At 55.5% G+C, this 18,247-nt stretch carries 17 protein-coding genes; 5 read left to right on the plus strand and 12 right to left on the minus strand.

Annotated elements, in window-relative coordinates; all coding sequences use genetic code 11:
• Positions 1-91: 91 nt before the first annotated feature.
• Both FHR99_RS07440 and FHR99_RS07445 read right to left on the minus strand, forming a co-directional pair.
• Positions 92-817 carry a hypothetical protein gene (locus FHR99_RS07440; RefSeq protein WP_183409873.1) on the minus strand — a complete coding sequence of 242 codons (726 nt, stop codon included), beginning with the start codon at positions 815-817 and terminating at the stop codon, positions 92-94.
• Positions 818-1,061: 244 nt separating this feature from the next.
• Positions 1,062-1,838: a hypothetical protein gene (locus FHR99_RS07445; RefSeq protein ID WP_183409874.1), complete on the minus strand. Its 777-nt coding sequence runs from the start codon at positions 1,836-1,838 to the stop codon at positions 1,062-1,064.
• Between the two features lie 227 nt (positions 1,839-2,065).
• On the opposite strand from FHR99_RS07445, the gene FHR99_RS07450 reads away from it, so the two are divergent.
• Complete coding sequence (locus FHR99_RS07450; protein WP_183409875.1) at positions 2,066-2,254, plus strand: hypothetical protein; 189 nt, start codon at positions 2,066-2,068, stop codon at positions 2,252-2,254.
• 83 nt (positions 2,255-2,337) lie between these two features.
• Here the strand turns inward: FHR99_RS07450 and FHR99_RS07455 are convergent, their stop codons facing one another.
• The 4 genes from FHR99_RS07455 to FHR99_RS07470 all read right to left on the minus strand — a co-directional run bounded on the left by FHR99_RS07455 (position 2,338) and on the right by FHR99_RS07470 (position 7,869).
• Positions 2,338-3,120: an enoyl-CoA hydratase/isomerase family protein gene (locus FHR99_RS07455; protein ID WP_183409876.1), complete on the minus strand. Its 783-nt coding sequence runs from the start codon at positions 3,118-3,120 to the stop codon at positions 2,338-2,340.
• An 8-nt stretch (positions 3,121-3,128) separates the two neighbouring features.
• Positions 3,129-4,298, minus strand: a complete 1,170-nt coding sequence (locus tag FHR99_RS07460) for an acyl-CoA dehydrogenase family protein (RefSeq protein WP_183409877.1) — start codon at positions 4,296-4,298, stop codon at positions 3,129-3,131.
• Between the two features lie 182 nt (positions 4,299-4,480).
• On the minus strand, positions 4,481-6,628 hold the full coding sequence (locus FHR99_RS07465) for a 3-hydroxyacyl-CoA dehydrogenase NAD-binding domain-containing protein (protein ID WP_183409878.1): 2,148 nt from the start codon (positions 6,626-6,628) through the stop codon (positions 4,481-4,483).
• Positions 6,629-6,660: 32 nt separating this feature from the next.
• Positions 6,661-7,869: an acetyl-CoA C-acetyltransferase gene (locus FHR99_RS07470; protein WP_183409879.1), complete on the minus strand. Its 1,209-nt coding sequence runs from the start codon at positions 7,867-7,869 to the stop codon at positions 6,661-6,663.
• 328 nt (positions 7,870-8,197) lie between these two features.
• Between FHR99_RS07470 and FHR99_RS07475 the strand changes: the two genes are divergently transcribed.
• Positions 8,198-8,374 (plus strand): carbon storage regulator, encoded by a 177-nt coding sequence (locus FHR99_RS07475; protein WP_183409880.1) that lies wholly within the window; start codon positions 8,198-8,200, stop codon positions 8,372-8,374.
• Between the two features lie 30 nt (positions 8,375-8,404).
• Here the strand turns inward: FHR99_RS07475 and FHR99_RS07480 are convergent, their stop codons facing one another.
• Entirely contained in the window at positions 8,405-9,451 is a 1,047-nt protein-coding gene (locus FHR99_RS07480) for a hypothetical protein (RefSeq protein WP_183409881.1), read from the minus strand.
• Between the two features lie 163 nt (positions 9,452-9,614).
• A complete protein-coding gene (locus tag FHR99_RS07485) occupies positions 9,615-10,166 on the minus strand; it encodes a chalcone isomerase family protein (protein WP_183409882.1) in 552 nt (183 codons plus the stop codon).
• A 129-nt stretch (positions 10,167-10,295) separates the two neighbouring features.
• Between FHR99_RS07485 and FHR99_RS07490 the strand changes: the two genes are divergently transcribed.
• Genes FHR99_RS07490 through FHR99_RS07500 form a run of 3 tightly spaced genes read left to right on the plus strand, consistent with a single transcriptional unit; the run spans position 10,296 to position 13,722 of the window.
• Positions 10,296-11,633: an NAD(P)/FAD-dependent oxidoreductase gene (locus tag FHR99_RS07490; protein WP_183409883.1), complete on the plus strand. Its 1,338-nt coding sequence runs from the start codon at positions 10,296-10,298 to the stop codon at positions 11,631-11,633.
• Positions 11,633-12,421, plus strand: a complete 789-nt coding sequence (locus tag FHR99_RS07495; protein ID WP_183409884.1) for a DUF1365 domain-containing protein — start codon at positions 11,633-11,635, stop codon at positions 12,419-12,421. The genes FHR99_RS07490 and FHR99_RS07495 overlap by 1 nt, the downstream gene beginning before the upstream one ends.
• 14 nt (positions 12,422-12,435) lie before the next feature.
• Positions 12,436-13,722 (plus strand): SAM-dependent methyltransferase, encoded by a 1,287-nt coding sequence (locus FHR99_RS07500; RefSeq protein WP_183409885.1) that lies wholly within the window; start codon positions 12,436-12,438, stop codon positions 13,720-13,722.
• Between the two features lie 21 nt (positions 13,723-13,743).
• Here the strand turns inward: FHR99_RS07500 and FHR99_RS07505 are convergent, their stop codons facing one another.
• From FHR99_RS07505 to FHR99_RS07520, 4 genes are all read right to left on the minus strand, one after another.
• Complete coding sequence (locus FHR99_RS07505; RefSeq protein ID WP_183409886.1) at positions 13,744-15,189, minus strand: wax ester/triacylglycerol synthase domain-containing protein; 1,446 nt, start codon at positions 15,187-15,189, stop codon at positions 13,744-13,746.
• Between the two features lie 180 nt (positions 15,190-15,369).
• Positions 15,370-16,176, minus strand: a complete 807-nt coding sequence (locus FHR99_RS07510; RefSeq protein ID WP_183409887.1) for an enoyl-CoA hydratase-related protein — start codon at positions 16,174-16,176, stop codon at positions 15,370-15,372.
• A 64-nt stretch (positions 16,177-16,240) separates the two neighbouring features.
• Positions 16,241-17,161, minus strand: a complete 921-nt coding sequence (locus FHR99_RS07515) for a haloalkane dehalogenase (RefSeq protein ID WP_183409888.1) — start codon at positions 17,159-17,161, stop codon at positions 16,241-16,243.
• The gene (locus tag FHR99_RS07520; RefSeq protein ID WP_183410205.1) at positions 17,158-18,240 is read right to left on the minus strand and encodes a ketoacyl-ACP synthase III; all 1,083 of its coding nucleotides are present in this window, start codon (positions 18,238-18,240) and stop codon (positions 17,158-17,160) included. The genes FHR99_RS07515 and FHR99_RS07520 overlap by 4 nt, the downstream gene beginning before the upstream one ends.
• Positions 18,241-18,247 lie beyond the last annotated feature (7 nt).

Below are 18,247 nucleotides of genomic sequence, written 5' to 3' on the forward strand. Positions count from 1 at the left end.
AATTACCACAAAGAAGAGACAAGAATAGGCCAAAGCGCGAAGCACTTCGGCCTCATCTACTTCAAGACTGATTATTATCTTTGCTTCACAATCAGCTGCCGCCGTAAATCACGTAAAGCATAGGTGCGGGCGATCGTGGAGAGGAAATCACGCTACCAGTAGGCGCACTATTAACGGTCGGTGCTGCAGTGGGTGGGGTATCTCCCTCTCGCATCGTTGTTGAGAACAAAGTTCCTGAAAAGGTAGCTGTAAGCTCGCCTCCAGCGTCAGCTGTCGCACTAGCACCGGCAAAAACACCAGTTGTACATGTAGCATTACCAGTGCAAGAAGCCAGATTTACAGTTATATATCCTTCCTGAAGGTTTTGCGTCACACACGACTCATCGCCACTCACAGCACAACTTCGCGGATCCGGCACAAACGCTACAGGGTAGGATGTGCATCGACCATCGCTACCACATGCGAATGGATTAGCGCCACCAGCTTCCTGTCGAAAAGCAGGGTTGTTTGTCGCGAACTCAATTTGAGTTTCAGCAGTGGTTTCGCTGCAATCAATGGTTAGAGGAGACGTCGGAACCTTGTCATATTGGAATCGGCCCGTTGCAGCACCTTCTGAGTCTTTCTCTACTCTCCACTCACTAGCGTCGCCATCAAAATTAAACTCAACAGTACTTCCGACTTCAATCGAGCAAGTCCCGCCACCATCCACCGCAGCTATCGCCCCTGAAATTAGTACGGGAACCATATCTTCAGCCATAACGTTGCCATGCAAGCCGAAAACGGCAGACGCAAGCACTATCAGTGATGTCTTCTTCATATTAATACTCCACAGTTATTATTTTGCTGGACATGAAATGCCTAATGCCCAACCTCAAGAGGGAACCCCTTTCCCACGGAGAGCGCTTCGAATGTCCTTTCGCCACTCCATAACTGTCATCCTGTCACACACAATGGAAATTGTGAATATTTACAACATTAAATTTAATATTTATTCATTAATAAAGATCATTAAGGATTCAATGAAGATATCTCATTGATATTGAAGGGAATATCGACTTAGATTAATAGCCCGCCAGGCTCATCCGATCGGGAGCCCTATATACAAACGAGCCAAAAGCCTGGAGCTCTTCACGATAAAGGCGCTCACAACGTGACAGATCATCGCTTTGTGTGTTTTTGTCCTGAATGAAGCTATAAAGTGAATGACGTGCGATCTCAGCAATGAGGCCTGGGATCTGATCGACAATTACTTCCTTTTCCACGCCAGACTCAATCCTGCCCATCAAATAGGTCTCAAGCTGCGCCAGACTCTGGGGGATGTTTCTTTCGTACAAGGCCAGCCGCAACTCCAGAGTAGAAGGAGACATTCTCTCCGACAGCTCAGCCAATATTATCTCTACCAGCTGCAATGCGGGCTCAGCCCATATTTCGTGCCGACGCTCATCCAGCCTGTCTCGGGAATAGGTGTCACATTTACAGATGAAACGCCCGTAATACGCCTCAGGTAGTAACGAGGTGATTACCGCAACAGAAGGCGCAATCAAGACAAAGAAATATTCAGCTAATGTTGGGGGAGATTCTTCCGTCGCCTCCGCCAGCAGCCTGTCTAGCAAGCGCTTACGAAACTCGTTCAGTGGTTGTTCGCGAAATATTCGACAAGCGGCAAACAAACCATCCCTAGAGCGAAAATGGTAGTTCACCGCAGCGGCATTACCGCTTTCTGCCCGCGCCAAAATATCACTGACACGAGCTTTCTCTCCGTTTATCGCAAACTCTCGTTCCGCCGCTATCAAAAGCTTAAGCGGAAGGGATGCTGAATCGTAAATCGAATGTGCCACATCATCCTCTACATTACAGAGCTTGCCATCTTGTAATCATAGCACTAACGACTTACTCAAACAGTTAGAATTGCGCCAGAACGTGAAACTAATGACTTTTATTGGTATTTGGTTTATAGCGCAGGATGTCACAGCAGGGTCCGAAAAATTGTGACGCTGTCATCCAAATGTCACATTCCACTGGCAAACTCTCTTCCGTACACACTTTGACCGTTGAGGGTTTGCCCATGAAACGCGTTGTACTTTGCTTTGCCGCTGCCCTGATCCCCGCTCTGGCGTCTGCCAACGAGGCAGTTCAGCATATAGAGGAAGTAGTGGTTACCGGTGCTGTGCGCGGTAACGACGCCATCCAGGTCGCCGATATTAACCTCCCAGGCGATGCCGATCTGGCGGAAATGCCGGTTATTGCTGAGTAATTCAGTTTAAGACTTTCCAGAAGTCTTTCAGGCGGCGGGCGTAGAGCCTGCCGCCTTTTTTATTATTTTCAATAACTTAAAACCTAGCATCCCCGAAAAACAGCCGGACGCTTCTCGACAAAGGCTTTGACAGCTTCTGCCGCATCTTGGGTCGCCAGACACACATTCTGGGTCTTGGCTTCCAGTGCAACCGTTTCCGCATAGCTCAGAGTCGTTGCCTTGCGTAGCAATTGCTTCACCTCACGCAGGGCGACCGGTGCTCGCTGAGCCAGCTCTTCTGCCCATTTGCGGGCTTCAGACATCAACTCATCGGCCGGCACCAGTTTGTTGGCAATGCCGGCTTCCAAACACTCATGGGCACTCATGCGACCGCCTTCGGCAATTAACTGGAAGGCGCGCTGATAGCCCAAGTGGCGCAGTAACTGCCAACTCGCGCCGCCGTCCGGCACCAGTGCGATATTGGTAAAGGCCAGCAGCATGCTGCCAGTATCCGCCATCATGATCAGATCCGAGTTCATGGCAAAGGCCGCACCGATACCGGCCATCACACCGGGTACCGCGGCAATGATCGGTTTGTTTAGGTTGGCCATCAGATCGAGTACCGGGAAGTACTCTTTCATGATCTGATCTTCCACAGTTTTCTGCTCGCCGAGGCCATCCATCAGGTCGGCGCCGGATGAAAAAGCCTTGCCAGTCGAACCGAACAACACCACGCGCACCGCCTCGTTTTCACCTGCCTCGGTAAAGGCTGAAAGCAGCTCTTTGCGCATCTGCACATTAAAGGCGTTCAGGGATTCCGGGCGGTTCAGCAGAATATTGGCCACATGACCGTCGACCGAATAGCTGATGGTTTGATAGTCAGACATAAGGCCTCCTAGCGATCGATGTATGAAACAAATTTATCGGAAAAAATATCGCGACCGACAATCAGCTTCATCACCTCAGACGTACCCGCAAAAATCCGTGTGATACGCGCATCGGTGTACATGCGCGAAATCGGGTATTCATCCATATAACCAGCCCCGCCGTGCAGCTGCACACCTTCGTCGACCATTCGACCGAGTACTTCACTCGTGTAAAGCTTGGCTTTGGCCGCGTCTTCAGCGGCTAAGTGACCGGCATTAAATTGCGCAACACAGGCATCCACGTGAGCTTGAGCCACATCAATTTCGGTACGCAGTTCCGCCATTTTGAACTGGGTGTTTTGCATATACGACAGGGGCTTGCCGAAGACCTTACGCTCCATAACAAATTCCCGAGTCACTTCGAAGGCTTTCTGGGCCGAGGCGATAAAACCACAGGCGCCGATCAATCGTTCTTCGGCCAAACCCTGCATCAGGTAGACAAAGCCCATCGTGGGGTCACCCAATACATTTTCCTTCGGGACTTTTACGTCATTGAAAAATAGCTCTGCCGTATCCTGAGCCTTCATCCCCATTTTTTTTAGGTTGCGGCCGCGCTCGAAGCCTTCCATACCGCGCTCGACCAAAAACAGTCCCATGGCGTGAGGATTGTTTTCCGGGTCAGTTTTGGCTGCGACCACGACCAGATCGGCGTTGATGCCGTTACTGATATAAGTCTTGGTGCCGTTCAACACCCAGTGATCGCCCATGCCTTTGGCGATAGCACGCATACCTGCCAGGTCAGAACCGGCGTCAGGCTCGGTCATGGCAACGGCGAGAATGCATTCGCCGCTTACACACTTGGGCAGAAAGCGGGCTTTTTGTTCGTCATTGCCGAAGCGCGACAAGTAAGGGCCAACCAAACGGCTGTGCAAAGTGTTGGTCCAATCGCCCGCATACACATTGGCGGTTTCTTCGATAATGATCTGCTCAAAGCGAAAATCATCGTCGCCCATGCCACCGTATTCTTCGTCCGGCCAGATCATCAGAAAGCCCTGTTCACCGGCTTTGGTGAAGGCCTCGCGATCAACAATGCCCTGCTCCCGCCAGCGTTCTACGTGAGGGGCAATTTCCTTTTCCAGAAATTTTCGGTAGGCACCGCGGAACATGTTTTGTTCTTCGGTGAAGTTGCGTTTTAGCATTTGGGGTTTCTCCGGATTCGATGGTACTCCGTCATTGCGAGCATCGCGAAGCAATCACCCGCGGCCGCTGCCATGAGTTGGAGATTGCTTCGTCGCTATGCTCCTCGCAATGACGAGGCACTTTCACCCTCGCCATGACAAGGAATATTCATGCTCGCAATGACGGGGTGTAGACGTGGCTACTAGGCAAACAGCTCGTTGTTTTTGGCTTTATCCAGCAGCAATTGCGGCGGGGTAAAGCGCTCGCCGTACTTCTCGCTCAATGCATTGCAGCGATCAACAAACTCTTTCAAGCCATAGGTATTAATGAACTGGAACACACCGCCGGTGTGGGGTGGGAAGCCGATACCCATAATGGAACCGATATTAGAATCGGCTACATTGTTCATCACGCCTTCTTCAAAACAGCGCAGGGATTCAACGATCTGGCGGAACAGCAAACGATCCTTGATATCGTCGTTAGCTACATTGACGTCATCTTTGGCAAACATCTTCGCCACTTCCGGCCACAGGGTTTTCTCGCCACCTTCCGGATAGTCGTAGTAACCGCCGCCGTGGGCGCGGCCGCCGCGACCAAACTCGTCGATCATTTTCTTGGCCATGCGGTAACCGGCGTTGTCGCTGCCAAATTTCTGACCCAGACGCTCGTCCAGTTCGCGATTGGTTTCATTGGCTTTAACTGTCAATTGCTGGCTGACTTCATCCTGCACTGCCAGCGGGCCAACGGGCATACCAATCGCCTTTCCCAGATTTTCAATTAGCACCGGAGAAACACCCTCTTCCAGCAGCTGCGCACCTTCGTCGATATAGGTTGCGAATACGCGTGAGGTAAAGAAGCCACGCGAATCGTTCACCACAATCGGGGTCTTCTTGATCTGCTGGGCGTAGTCAAAAGCGCGGGCCAATGTTTCATCGGAGGTTTTCTCGCCGACGATGATTTCAACCAGCGGCATCTTGTCGACCGGCGAGAAGAAGTGAATGCCGATAAAGTTTTCAGGCTTCTGGGAAGGCTCGGCCAGCAGAGTGATTGGTAGGGTTGAGGTGTTAGAACCCCAAACACCGTTCTCGGCCAACTGCGGCTCCAGCTCTTTGGTGATCTGATGCTTGAGGTCAACGTTTTCGAACACGGCTTCAATAATCAGATCACAGCCTTTCAGATCTTCTGCCTTATCAGTGGCTTTGATCAGGCCAAGGATGCCGGCCTTCTTCTCTTCGGTCATGCGGCCTTTAGCCATCGCTTTGTCGAGCAATTTTTCCGTATAAGCCTTGCCCTTGTCAGCGGCTTCCTGACTGATGTCTTTCAGTACAACTTCAATACCGGCTTTAGCAGAAACGTAGGCAATGCCCTGCCCCATCATGCCGGCGCCGAGGACGCCCACTTTTTTAACGGCGGTTTTCTCAATGCCTTTCGGACGACTGCCACCACCGTTGACCTGATTCATTTGCAGGAAGAAGGTCATCAGGTTTTTGGCTTGCGGAGTCGTCACCAGTGCGGCCAAACCACGGCTTTCGATGCGCATGGCGGTGTCGAAATCTACTCGCAGTGTGTTAGCTACCACATCGAGAATACGCGCCGGAGCAGGCACCAGACCTCGGGTTTTCTGCATCAACATGGGAATGGCGCCCTGAATCATCTGGGCAATTTTCGGGTTCTTCAGATCGCCACCGGGGATCTTGTAGCCTTTTTCATTCCAAGGGTTAGAAGCTTCCGGGTTGGCTTTGATCCAAGCTTTCGCCTTGGCGATCATCTCATCCGGGGAATCCGCCAGCTCTTCAATCAGGCCAGCGGCATGGGCTTTCTGTGCGTTAAAACGCGTGCCTTCCAGCAGGGGCATAATGGCTTTTTCAACGCCCAGCTTGTTCACCAGACGTACGATACCGCCGCCACCAGGGAGCAAACCCAGACCAACTTCGGGCAGCCCCACCTGCACCAGCGGCGAGTTCAGCGCCACGCGGTGATGACAGGCCAGACAGATCTCGTAGCCGCCACCCAGCGCTGCGCCATTAATGGCCGCAACCACCGGCTTACCCAGTTTCTCCAGTGTGGCGAGCATCGCTTTGATGTCTTCACACATCTGGAACAGGCCCTCTTCATCTTGACCCGGCACAGCTTTCAGCATGTTCTTGATATCGCCACCAGCAAAGAACGTTTTCTTTGCTGAGGTCAGTACCACGCCGGCGATGTCGTTGCGCTCTTTATCCAAACGGGTGGTCGTTGCACCCATCAATTCAAGATACTCGTCGTTCATCGCGTTCACCGGACCACTCATGTCCATGGTGATGGTGACGATATTGTCGGCGTCTTTTTCGTAGTGGAATTGTCCAGTCATGACTATTTACCTTTCCTGATTCGTCTGTCGGCTTACACGCGCTCGATGATGGTTGCGATACCCATACCGCCACCCACACACAGGGTGATCAGGCCGTAACGCAGGCCGCGGCGTTCCAGTTCATCCAAGCAGGTGCCGGTCAGCATGGCACCGGTTGCACCCAGCGGATGGCCCATGGCAATGGCGCCACCGTTGACGTTGATTTTTTCAAACGGCACCCCGGTGGCTTTTTGAAAGCGCATGGGGACCGAGGCGAAGGCTTCGTTCACTTCAAACAGATCAATTTGATCCAGGGTCATGCCGGCACGCTCCAGCACCTTGAAGGTGGCGGGCGCAGGGCCGGTCAGCATAATGGTGGGTTCAGTAGAAGTTACGGCGGTGGCCACAATGCGACCGCGCGGGGTCAGACCCAGCTCCTTGCCAATTTTCTCGCTACCGATCAGCACCGCAGCAGCGCCGTCCACGATGCCCGAGGAGTTGCCGGCGTGGTGAACGTGATTAATCTTGGCGACTTGGGGGTATTTGCTCAGGGCAATATCGTCGTAACCCAGAGAACCCATAAATTCGAATGAAGGCTTGAGGCCAGACAGGCTCTCAACCGTTGTACCCGGCTTAATGAAATCGTCTTGTTTCAGAATCACGAGCCCATTGTCATCGCGCACCGGAATCACAGAGCGGTCGAAATAACCGGCTTCACGAGCGGCCGCAGCTTTACGCTGGGATTCAGCGGCAAAGGCATCGACGTCGGCGCGGCTATAACCGTCCAGTGTTGCAATCAAATCTGCGCCGATCCCTTGGGGAACAAACGCGGTATCGATGGCGGTCGCCGGATCTTCGCCCCAGGCACCACCGTTCACGCCCATCGGGACGCGAGACATGCACTCCACACCACCAGCTACGACCAGATCTTCCCAGCCAGAGGCAATTTTCTGAGCCGCAATATTGACGGCTTCAAGACCCGAAGCACAGAATCGATCCAGTTGCACACCGGCGACAGACTCATCCCAGCCCGCTTTCAATACGGCGGTTTTGGCCACACAGGCACCCTGCTCACCCACGGGAACCACACAGCCAGCCACGACGTCGTCAACCTTGCTGGTGTCCAATTCATAGCGGTCACGCAGGCCGTTGAGCAGACCCGCAAGCAGATCGACGGGTTTAACCTCGTGCAAGCTGCCGTCTTTTTTGCCCTTGCTGCGCGGGGTTCGCACCGCGTCATAAATCAAAGCTGAGTGACTCATAGCAATCTCCGTAATGTTATCGGCCCGTAGAATCGCGCTTTGTAGCCAAATCGCCAATGACCGGCCCTTACAGTGAATTGACAGTTTGTTACAGCTTTACCCGCCTGTCGCAGCAAACAAATAGCCGGCGCCCCAAGACAGGTCGCGCGTTAGCGTGCTGGTAGAAACGGTCTATATTTACGGTAAAGCGTCACAGGCTGGTGGGTATAAGCAACATTTACACTCTTCGTCACCATGCTATTTCCCAATAACTGGGTTAGAATCCGGCGTCTGTCGATTTAGATTTATGTGCAATTAGCCCGGGATGGGCGAAGTGCGGAGAGAAGTTATGCTGGTACTTAATAGAACACCGGGACAGGTATTCACCATTGGCGATGACATTCGCATCACCATCGTTTCAGTGAATGGTAAAAACGTTCGCGTGGGCATTGAAGCCCCAAGAGAAGTCACCGTACTGCGCGCGGAACTGGAAAAACGCGACGCACCGGCAAAGCCGCAGGAATAAGAAAGCCTCGGTATTCGAGGCCACTGCGTCTCACTCCGCGAAGAATATCTCCAGCTTGGCCGTGATACTTGGCTCAGCGCTCCAGTTAAGCTCTCGGGGGTAAAATACCTCCGGCGAGATTCCGAGAAAAATCCAGTCTTCGTATAGCTGATACTGCCAACTCAGGCCGTAGAATACCCCGTTCACGCGTGGTACGGGCTGGCTCGCGCCAATGGCGCCGATCCGGTAATGCACCGCCGAACGCTCCGACACCACTTGCGTCATGGTGTAGACGTTAGCGTATTCGAAGAAATTGAATTGATCTTCGTAGTCGGCCTCCAGCCAGAAGCTGAAGATAAAGACATCACCCACAGGGTGCGTCGACGAAAACTCTGTACTCGTACCCCAACCGTCGTCATCGAAGTATTCCACCTTTTGCCGAAACAGGTGGAACCAGTTATCGCTGTCCTCCTCGCCCCATTCACGTTTGAGCTGGAATTTGACGTAAGGCACCAGCGAAGAACGAAGCCGCACACCACCACTGAATTTGCGGCGCCACTTGCGATCCTTGTCATCGGGCGAGAATTCCAGACCGGACACCGACTTGTCTCGCTCAATCCGCTCACCGGTCGAGACCGAGCGCACCCGCTCCTCAACGTTGCTTTCTTCATCCGAACTGAAAAACAGTTTCAGCTTCTTTTCGGTGTTGGGGAGGTCGACGCGCACCCGCAGACGCACGTCGCTCTCTATTTCCCCTTCGGCCCGCCAGGTCTGCTTGGTCTCAAGCCGCATTTCGCTGTCATTTTCGTTTTCGAAGGTGGCGCCGTCGCTAAAATAGCCGTCCAGCCCGCGCCACATGCCAACGTAGCCCTTGCTGAGCCAGTCTCGCTGGATTTCCATCTGCTGCAGGCTGCGCATGACAAAGCCGGGCCTATCATCTTCGCCCTGTTCTTTCTCTGACTTTTTCTTTTCTTCTTCGGCGAAATAGAGCTCACCACTATCCGTTAGCGGCTCGAGCTCACGCGCCAGCAACGGTGCACTCAAAGCCAGCAGCAGCGTACAGAAAGGAAACGGAAAGGAATTACGCGTGATAATCAAGCAGGCATCCCGGCTGGCGACTCGCCCGGCCAGCCCCGCAGCGATCGCAGTGTAAATCGATTTTTATTAACTATAGCCGCTACTTGCACCTACCGCGACCCGGAGTGATACCTATATTCCGGGTTCGTGAACAAGGCCCAACACCAAAAGGTGAAGCCTGCCGCTACTGCCGCCACTGACTCAGCAGCTCATCCCGCTGAGACTCGCTGATCGCGGCCTTGCCAAGCCAGATGCTGAGCACCAGCGCCGCGCCGTCCGGGTCATTCAAGGTGCCCTGTATCTCGCCATTCAGCGCTAGCGTCAGACCCTGCTCTGGCAGCCAGTACACCGCATAGCGATCGCCTTCTTCAACCGCTGTGAGCCAACTGCAGAAGGTATCAACGGTCTCGCTGTGACGAGACAGATCTTCCGCTGACCAGTGCTCGGCCAGCTGCTCACGGGTCATTTTCCGGAAGCGCTCGGCACTAACGGAAAGCCCATATTCAATGGTCAGGTATTTGCGGTACCCCGGGTCGAGAATATCGCCGCTGGCGGGCTGGAGCTGACTGCTGTCAACGTAAAGGGCTACGTCGGTGATCCGCTTCCAAAGCACGGAATAGCGGGCTTCTGCCACTCGAGAAAGTGAGTGATCACCCACTTCAACCTGCCCAGGGAAGGTCGCCGCGGCGAGGTAAAGAGGGAAGGCCAAGGCGAGCATCGCGATCCAGCGTGTCATTGTCTGTTCCTGTTCTGAGGGTTTGCAGTGTACGTCAAAACCGGCTTTTTCGATGCACTCTGATCCACTATCCGCCCCCCCACGTAAAGCAGAATCGTTCTGTTATAAAGAGAAAGCTGGAGGCTTTCCATGGCCGCTCCCCCCCTTAACATCGCTGTCGTCGGCTCCGGCATTGCCGGGCTCAGCGCGGCCTGGCTCCTTAGCAAAGCCCACACCGTGACAGTGTTTGAGCGCGAACAGCGACTCGGCGGGCACAGCAACACAGTCGACATTCTCACTCCCGAGGGGCGACTGGCAGTCGATACGGGTTTTATCGTTTTCAATAAGCGCTGCTACCCCAACTTGGTGAATCTGTTTAACACGCTCGGGGTTGAGTACCAGGCGACGGATATGTCCTTCGGGGTTTCCATCAATCAGGGCGAACTGGAATACGCGGGCGCCGACTCACTGCGCCCTTTGTTCGCCCAGAAGCGCAACCTGTTGCGCCCGCGATTTTGGCGCATGATCCGTGATTTGATCCGCTTTTATCGCGACAGCGACGACTGGCTGAAATCGCTGGACGACACCACGACCCTGGGCGATCTGCTAGCGCGCGGGGGCTACGGCGACGGATTTCGCGACGACCATCTGATTCCAATGGGGGCCGCCATCTGGTCCACCCCCGCGGCGCAGATGGCGGATTATCCCGCCAAGGCGTTTCTGCAGTTCTGCGAAAACCATGGCCTATTGCAGCTATCCGATCGCCCGCAGTGGCAAACGGTCGTCGGCGGATCGCGAGAGTACGTGCGCAAAATCGGCCATGAGATCAGCGGCGACATTCTGCTCGGCACGGGCATTTCGCGCATTGAGCGCCACCCGGACGGTGTCAGCCTGACCGACGAGCACGGTGTCACACGGCAGTTCGATCACGTGGTACTGGCCGGCCACGCTGACCAGTCTCTGGCCATGCTGGGGGATGCCAGCGTCACCGAGCAGGCCCTGTTATCGCAGTTCCGCTATGAGCACAACACCGCCTGGTTGCATTGCGACCCAAGCCTGATGCCACGACGTAAGGGGGCCTGGGCCAGCTGGTGCTATCTGTCGGATCGCCAAAATAGCCAGGGCAAGGTGGCGGTAAGTTATTGGATGAATCGCCTCCAGCATCTGCCCGGCAAAACGCCGATTATCGTGACCCTGAATCCGACGCATGAACCAGCCCCGGACAAATGCTTCCAGCGATTCGACTATGAACACCCTCAGTTTAATGTCGCGGCGCTGCAGGCACAGCGGCATTTGTGGGATCTGCAAGGCACGAATAGCACCTGGTTCTGCGGCAGTTATTTTGGTCATGGTTTTCATGAAGACGGCATTCAATCCGGCCTCGCCGTAGCAGAGGCGCTCGGCGGTGTGGAGCGGCCTTGGAAGCTGGACGATCCCAACTCGCGGATTTACACAACGGCGCCCATGCCCTCTGCTGAGGCGGCCTGATGGACGACGTTCAGCCAGTGCACTCCGCCCTCTATCGTGGCCAGGTGATGCATCACCGGCTCACGCCCCGGCGACACCGCTTCAGCTACAGCATCTCGGCCTTTTTGTTCGATTTAAGCGAACTGGAATCCATGTCGCGCCAGTGCCGCTGGTTTTCCCTCAACCGCTTTAATCTGTTCAGCTTTTACAGTCGCGACTTTGGTGATGGTCAACACGGCAACCTCCTCGACTACCTGCGCGAGCTGCTGCATCGCGAAGGCTTTGAAACCCGCCTTAAACGGGCCAGCCTGCTTTGCTACCCGCGTATGCTCGGCTATGCCTTTAATCCGATTGCGGCTTACTTCTGCTATGACACCCAGGATCGTCTATTCGCCACCGTCTACGAGGTCAGCAATACCTTTGGCGAGCGACACAGTTATCTGCTACCAGCAGAAGAAGGGGAAGACGGGCTGATTCGCCAGAGCGTCGCCAAGGCCTTCCACGTCTCACCCTTTATGCCGATGCATCAGCACTATCACTTTCGGGTACGACCGCCCGGCGAGACCCTGCAATTGGGCATCCGGCAGCAACAAGCGGATGCCACATTGTTTACCGCCCTGTTTCATGCCAGCCGCCGCCCCTTGACGGACAGGCAGTTGTTGGCCTGCTTCTGCCAGATGCCCCTGATGACTCTGAAAGTCGTCGCAGGCATTCACTGGGAAGCCCTCAAACTCTGGTTGAAAGGCCTCAAAATCTATCGCCATCAGGCCGCGCCCGCCCACGGCCTGAGTGTCAAAACACCACAATAACCGGAAACCTGGCCATGTCATCAAATACTCTTTCATCCCAGAATCAGCCATCAGATAGCCTGACGCGCTCTGTCGCGGTCGATATCAAAACAGGCACAGCGATACCAAACAGGTCACCTGCGACCGCGCCGCGATGGTTGACCCGCCTAACCGAACCCTTGAGTGCGGTCAGTGAAGGCCTACTGATTCTGCAACTACCCAATGGCGACAATCTTTCCTTTGGTGCCGATAACGGTCTGGTCCGGGCGACCGTCAAGGTAAACCGCTGGCGCGCCCTGCGCCGCCTGTTGAGTGGCGGCACGCTGAGCTGGTCCGAGGGCTTTGTGGAAGGTGACTGGGATTCACCCAATGTAGCCGCCGTGATCACCTGGGCGCTGGCCAACGAAGATGCCCTGACAAAATTATTAGCCGGCTCACGTATCAGCCGGTTTCTGAGCCTGTTTCGCCATCGCCGCAACGCCAACAGCAAGCGCGGAAGCCGCAAAAATATTACGTTTCACTACGACCTCGGCAACGACTTCTACCGGGCGTGGCTCGATGACACCATGACCTATTCATCGGCGCTGTTTACTGCCCCCCTGCAGTCACTGGCTTCCGCGCAAGCGACCAAGTACCAAAACATCATCGATGAACTGGATATTCAGGACGGCAGCCGCGTGCTCGAAGTGGGCTGTGGTTGGGGTGGCTTTGCCGAGCACCTGCTGCAACAGCGTCAGGTACAGTTGGAGGGCATCACCCTGTCCCACGAACAGCTCGCGTTTGCCCGCCAGCGCCTGGAAGCTGCTGGTTACGCGGACACGGCGCGTTTTTCACTGACCGATTACAGGGATACACAGGGCCAATACGACCACATCGTCTCGATCGAGATGCTCGAGGCTGTGGGTCAGGAATACTGGGATACCTATTTCAAAACGCTGTATCAGCGATTGAAACCCGGCGGCAGCGCGGCTGTTCAGGTTATTACCATTGATGAGAAGCGCTTTCGGGGTTACTGCGAAAGTCCGGATTTCATTCAGACCTATATTTTCCCCGGCGGCATGCTGCCGAGTATAGAGCGAGTGCAAGCGCACAGTGGCAAGGCTGGACTGGAATGGCGAGGCGCGCTGGCCTTTGGCGATAGTTACGCCCGCACGCTGGCGGAGTGGAACCAGCGTTTTCATGCTACCTGGCCCTCCGTATCAAAACAGGGCTTTGACGAACGCTTCCGCCGCCTGTGGCGTTATTACCTCGAATACTGCGAGGGTGGCTTTCTTGCCGGCAGCATTAATGTCTATCAGGTTTTCCTCAGAAAGCCGGCCTGAAGTAAAACCCGAAAGCCAAGGTCAGGCGCTTGCCTGTTGCGCGTAGTCGTCGCTAATTACATCGGCTGCGCGCTCACTGGCTTGCGGGAGGAGGCAATCCTCCATATCCAACCAGGCGTCTTGCAAGGCTTTCAGATAGGCATCGGGATCTGGCAGCGCTTCGCGGCAGGCATTGATCGCCAGCGTCAGCTCGTTTCCCCAGCGTGATAGGCAGTGGGTCAGTGACGCCCCCGGCAGCAAGGGCGCCAGGGCAAAGCTGCGCAGTAGCTTCGAGTAACCAAAGTACAGCGGCATGTCGCTGCCACGCACACCCTCCACAAAGGTGTGGTGCCGATAAGGCGTATAACGGCCCAGCCTCAGGTAACCCTGCATGCCCAACCGCATAAACAGAGGCGAAATCATCTCCGCGGCTCCATTGATCAAGCTCTGTTCTGCCAGCGGGTCGTGGGCTCTGGCCGCACGCTGGGCTTCACTGACCCGTCGCAAACGCTCCAGCGGCGAGGCAAGCTCTGTGTGCAGAGCCAACCGCAGATTACCGCCGATAGTCACCGACTTGTCTTTGCGCTGCAGTTCATTGACCAGACTCTGAGGCATACTAGCCACCAGACTAGCCTCGGGTAACTCGCCCTTGTGCAGCAGATAGTTGCGCATGCCGCCCCCGATCAGCGTCAGCATCACATCACATAGGCTGCTGCCGGGTACCCGTTCGCGCATTGCCTGACAGCCACTGCGGGGCAAGCGCAAGTGGCTGACCACCCGAAAACTCGAGGGGTGTTGATTAAAGCGAGTGGCCACCGTTTTTGGCGCCTCGGGCATATCCGTCTCGCGCTGGCTGCGGTATCGATCCAGGCTCTGCTGCAGCAGCTGTCGGCTTCGCCACCAGCGTCCACCCTGATTGCGCAGCGCCTGAAGTAGTAACTGACCACTGCCGGGGCGAATATCCCGCGTGCATACCAACTGCGACTCATCAGCTATAGCCGCCGGATCAAAGGTGTGCATTCGCATGAGCAGCGCATTGAGCTGGCCGTTGTCCGCAATGGCCCGATGGGCGCGAACCACCAGTGCGAAACTGCCCTTGGGCAGCCCCGACAGACTGTCCAGCCCGGTAATCACAAACGCCTGCCACAACGGGCGGTCACGGTGCATTGGCAGGGCCTGCAGCCGGGCGAGCTGCAAGTAGAACTGATGCCAGTTGCCCGGTTCCGGCAGGGCCATCTGGCGCAAATGACAGTCCACATCGAAATCCGGATCTTCTATCCAGTAGGGGTGATCCAGTGCCGAAGGCACCTTCAGCAGGCGACGGCGAAACAGGGGAAAGCGGGTCACCGCATTGAGAAAACTCTGACGAATGGCGGCAAAGTCGGCTTTGTCGCCGCCCTCATAAATATTGACTGCGGTTACCACCAGCGGCATGGCGTGCTGTTCCATGGCAAGGTAACTGCTTTCGATTCCGGTAAGCTGTTCCATCGAGACCTCTCAGGCGGGCAATGATATGCGTCGAGTAGGTCAGTTAAGATAGATCAGTTCTCTCAAATCGACATGGGAAAACTGCGCCAAAAATACCGATAAAAGGGTAATTTAGGGGCTTGCTGTAACCCCTAAACGTCAAGAAATTGTGAGAGGGTGTTGGAGCCTACCGCCCCTTGCCTATTCGCCTTTGAAGACGGGTTTACGCTTTTCCTTGAAAGCGCGGGGTCCTTCGCGGGCATCCTTGGTCATCATCACCGCGCCGGTCTGTTCCATTTCCAGCTTGAAGGCGTCTTCCCACGGCAAGGTGTGGCTTTCCAATACGGTACGCTTGATCGCCTGCATGGCCAGCGGGGCATTCGCGGCGACGATGTCCGCCAGCTCATTGGCGCGTGCCTGCAACTGATCCGGCGAGACCACTTCAGAGATTAATCCCATTTGCTGTGCCGTTACGGCATCCACCGGCTCTGCGGTCAGCAATAACTTCATCGCGTGGGCGTAAGGTAACTGGCGTGCCAATCGAACCAGACTGCCGGCACCGGGGACAATACCAGATTTGGGTTCTGGCAAACCGAAGATTGCGGTATCGGCCGCTATTCGGATATCGGTGGCCTGCAACAGTTCGCAGCCGCCTCCGAGCGCGCGGCCATTAATGGCGGCAATAACCGGCTTGTGTAATGGCCGGTCTTTCAGCATCACACGATCGACAATCATCGGGTCCGCCAGCAGCTTTTCTTCAATCTCGTTCTGCGGCTGGCGGGCACCGGTCCACAGCGGAATGACACTGCCCAGATCCCCACCACAGCAAAAATCCTCTTCCCCGGAGGCGGTGATTACGGCCACCCGAATCGCATCGTTGTTGCGCACCTCTTCCCAGGCTTCGTTCAAGCGCACAAAGACTTCGGCATTGAGGGTATTTTTGGCTTCTGGACGGTTCAGGATAATCCGGGCGACAGCACCCTGCTGTTCAAAGATCACGGCGGTCATGGCATTACTCGTTGTTATTGCTGAAGATATAAGGAAATCATCCACGAAATCCGCAAACGAAGCATTAGCAGATTGCGCGCAGCTTCAGGACAATCTCGGCCAACTCTGCGCCAAGCTCTTCCTGCACAAAATGCCCCGCACCACGAAGCGTCGTATGAAGATCGTTATCGGCACCGGGAATCCGTTTTCTGAACACCTCCGCCCACGGCGCGGTGCTCGGATCGCTATCGCTGAAGGCAGTGACAAAAGGTTTATCCCAGGTTTCCAGCAGCTGCCACACCTGCCGATTTTCGGCGCAACCGGCCATGTTTTCCCGAGTTGGAATCAGGCTGGGAAATTCCAGCACAGCCGCTTTATAGCTGGCATCTGGGAACGGCGCATCGTAGGCCGCCTTAACCTCAGCCGCCAACGTTTTCACGCTGACGCTATCGACAATATCCGCTACCGGCAGATCGTCTGCCTCGGCGGTCATGCCAACCCAGGCCGTTACGATTTCCCCCGGCCAATCAGCAATCCCGGCAGGTGGCAGTTCGCAATTGGGCAAGAGGGTGTTAGCCGCTACCACACCGCTGAAACGCTCGTGTCTTGCCGCCAGGGTGCTCAATCCAATTGGGCCACCCCAATCCTGACAGACCAGAACGATATTCTTCAGGTCCAATTGATCCACAAAGGCCGTCATCCATGCAACAAAGGCGGCATAGGAATAGTCGCTGCGATGCGGCAACTTGTCGGAACGGCCAAAGCCGATATGGTCCGGCGCTACCGCCCGGTAACCCGCCGCAGCCACCGCGGCGATCACATGCCGATAGGCAAAACTCCAACTGGGTTCACCGTGCAGCATCAAAACCACAGGCGCATCGCGCGGACCTTCGTCGATATAGGCCATACGCAACTCGCCTTCGGCGTGCGGCAGCGTCAGGTAGTGCGGAGAGTAAGGAAAGTCGGGCAGCGCCGCAAAGCGCTGCTCGGGAGTGCGCAGAATCATTCGCCCGCGGCGCGGCGGCAGCCGTCCACCCAGGGCTGAAGGATTTCCAACGCGGTTTTGTCGCAGGGCGGCAGCTCGTCGTCACAGGTGCCGAGAGGCTCGACTCGATCGCCCCATTTCACCAAAAAGGCGCCCCAGGTGAGGCCGGCGCCAAACGCAGCGGCCAGTACATTGTCGCCGGGCTTGATTCGCCCCTGTTCCAGCGCTTCGCAGAGGGCAACCGGAACCGTAGCTGCCGAGGTGTTGCCATACTTTTCAATATTGACCATCACCTTGTCCATCGGCGCATTGAGACGCTTGGCGAGGGTTTCGATAATCCGGATATTGGCTTGGTGGGGAATCACCAGATCAACGTCTTCGGGCTTGAGGCTCAGTTTGTCGAGCACGGTATTCATGGCGAAGCCCATGCCGCGCACGGCGCGCTTGAAAATTTCCTGACCTTCAAAATTAATCTCAAACAGGCCATCGACAGGCCCGAAGCGCTCGCGCACAGCACCAGAATCACAGGCCATCAGAATATCCCGGGCATCGCCATCACAACCGAGCTTGTCGGCCAGCAAACCACTTTCGGCTTCACTGGGCTCGACGATCACGGCACCAGCCGCATCACCAAATAAAACGGAGACATCACGCAGGGTCCAGTCGAGGTAGTAGGGAATGCCGTCGACACCAATCACCATCACCCGGTCCACACTGCCCGAGCGCACCATGGCGGTGGCCAGACTCAAGCCATAAACAAAGCCAGTACAGGCCGCATTGAGGTCAAAAACAGCCGCATTGGTCGCACCCAGCTGATGCTGTACCGCCGAGGCGCCATTGGGAATCATATTGTCCGGCGCAGCCGTTGCCAGGATGATCATATCGATGTCGGTCGCTTCCAAGCCGGCGGCGGCCAAAGCCCGCTTACCGGCCAGCGCGGCCAGTTCCGAGTATTTGACGTGAGTGATGCGCCGCTCCTTGATGCCGGTGCGGGTACTGATCCACTCGTCGGAGGTATCCATGATCTGGGTCAGGTCTTGATTGGTAAGAACAGCTGGCGGCAGGCATTTACCCCACCCGGTAATATTGGCGTAGCGCATAACAGTC

Origin of the sequence: Litorivivens lipolytica, from assembly GCF_014191715.1 — a bacterium.
GTDB classification, from domain to species: Bacteria; Pseudomonadota; Gammaproteobacteria; order Pseudomonadales; family Spongiibacteraceae; genus Litorivivens; species Litorivivens lipolytica.

Excerpts from the sequence above, each read along its gene's own strand:
- FHR99_RS07440 (WP_183409873.1), bottom strand. The coding sequence starts at position 817 with ATGAAGAAGACATCACTGATAGTGCTTGCGTCTGCCGTTTTCGGCTTG.
- FHR99_RS07515 (WP_183409888.1), bottom strand. The coding sequence starts at position 17,161 with ATGATTCTGCGCACTCCCGAGCAGCGCTTTGCGGCGCTGCCCGACTTT.
- FHR99_RS07460 (WP_183409877.1), bottom strand. The coding sequence starts at position 4,298 with ATGCTAAAACGCAACTTCACCGAAGAACAAAACATGTTCCGCGGTGCC.
- FHR99_RS07520 (WP_183410205.1), bottom strand. The coding sequence starts at position 18,240 with ATGCGCTACGCCAATATTACCGGGTGGGGTAAATGCCTGCCGCCAGCT.
- FHR99_RS07485 (WP_183409882.1), bottom strand. The coding sequence starts at position 10,166 with ATGACACGCTGGATCGCGATGCTCGCCTTGGCCTTCCCTCTTTACCTC.
- FHR99_RS07495 (WP_183409884.1), top strand. The coding sequence starts at position 11,633 with ATGGACGACGTTCAGCCAGTGCACTCCGCCCTCTATCGTGGCCAGGTG.
- FHR99_RS07500 (WP_183409885.1), top strand. The coding sequence starts at position 12,436 with ATGTCATCAAATACTCTTTCATCCCAGAATCAGCCATCAGATAGCCTG.
- FHR99_RS07475 (WP_183409880.1), top strand. The coding sequence starts at position 8,198 with ATGCTGGTACTTAATAGAACACCGGGACAGGTATTCACCATTGGCGAT.
- FHR99_RS07490 (WP_183409883.1), top strand. The coding sequence starts at position 10,296 with ATGGCCGCTCCCCCCCTTAACATCGCTGTCGTCGGCTCCGGCATTGCC.
- FHR99_RS07510 (WP_183409887.1), bottom strand. The coding sequence starts at position 16,176 with ATGACCGCCGTGATCTTTGAACAGCAGGGTGCTGTCGCCCGGATTATC.
- FHR99_RS07470 (WP_183409879.1), bottom strand. The coding sequence starts at position 7,869 with ATGAGTCACTCAGCTTTGATTTATGACGCGGTGCGAACCCCGCGCAGC.
- FHR99_RS07455 (WP_183409876.1), bottom strand. The coding sequence starts at position 3,120 with ATGTCTGACTATCAAACCATCAGCTATTCGGTCGACGGTCATGTGGCC.
- FHR99_RS07465 (WP_183409878.1), bottom strand. The coding sequence starts at position 6,628 with ATGACTGGACAATTCCACTACGAAAAAGACGCCGACAATATCGTCACC.
- FHR99_RS07505 (WP_183409886.1), bottom strand. The coding sequence starts at position 15,189 with ATGGAACAGCTTACCGGAATCGAAAGCAGTTACCTTGCCATGGAACAG.
- FHR99_RS07450 (WP_183409875.1), top strand. The coding sequence starts at position 2,066 with ATGAAACGCGTTGTACTTTGCTTTGCCGCTGCCCTGATCCCCGCTCTG.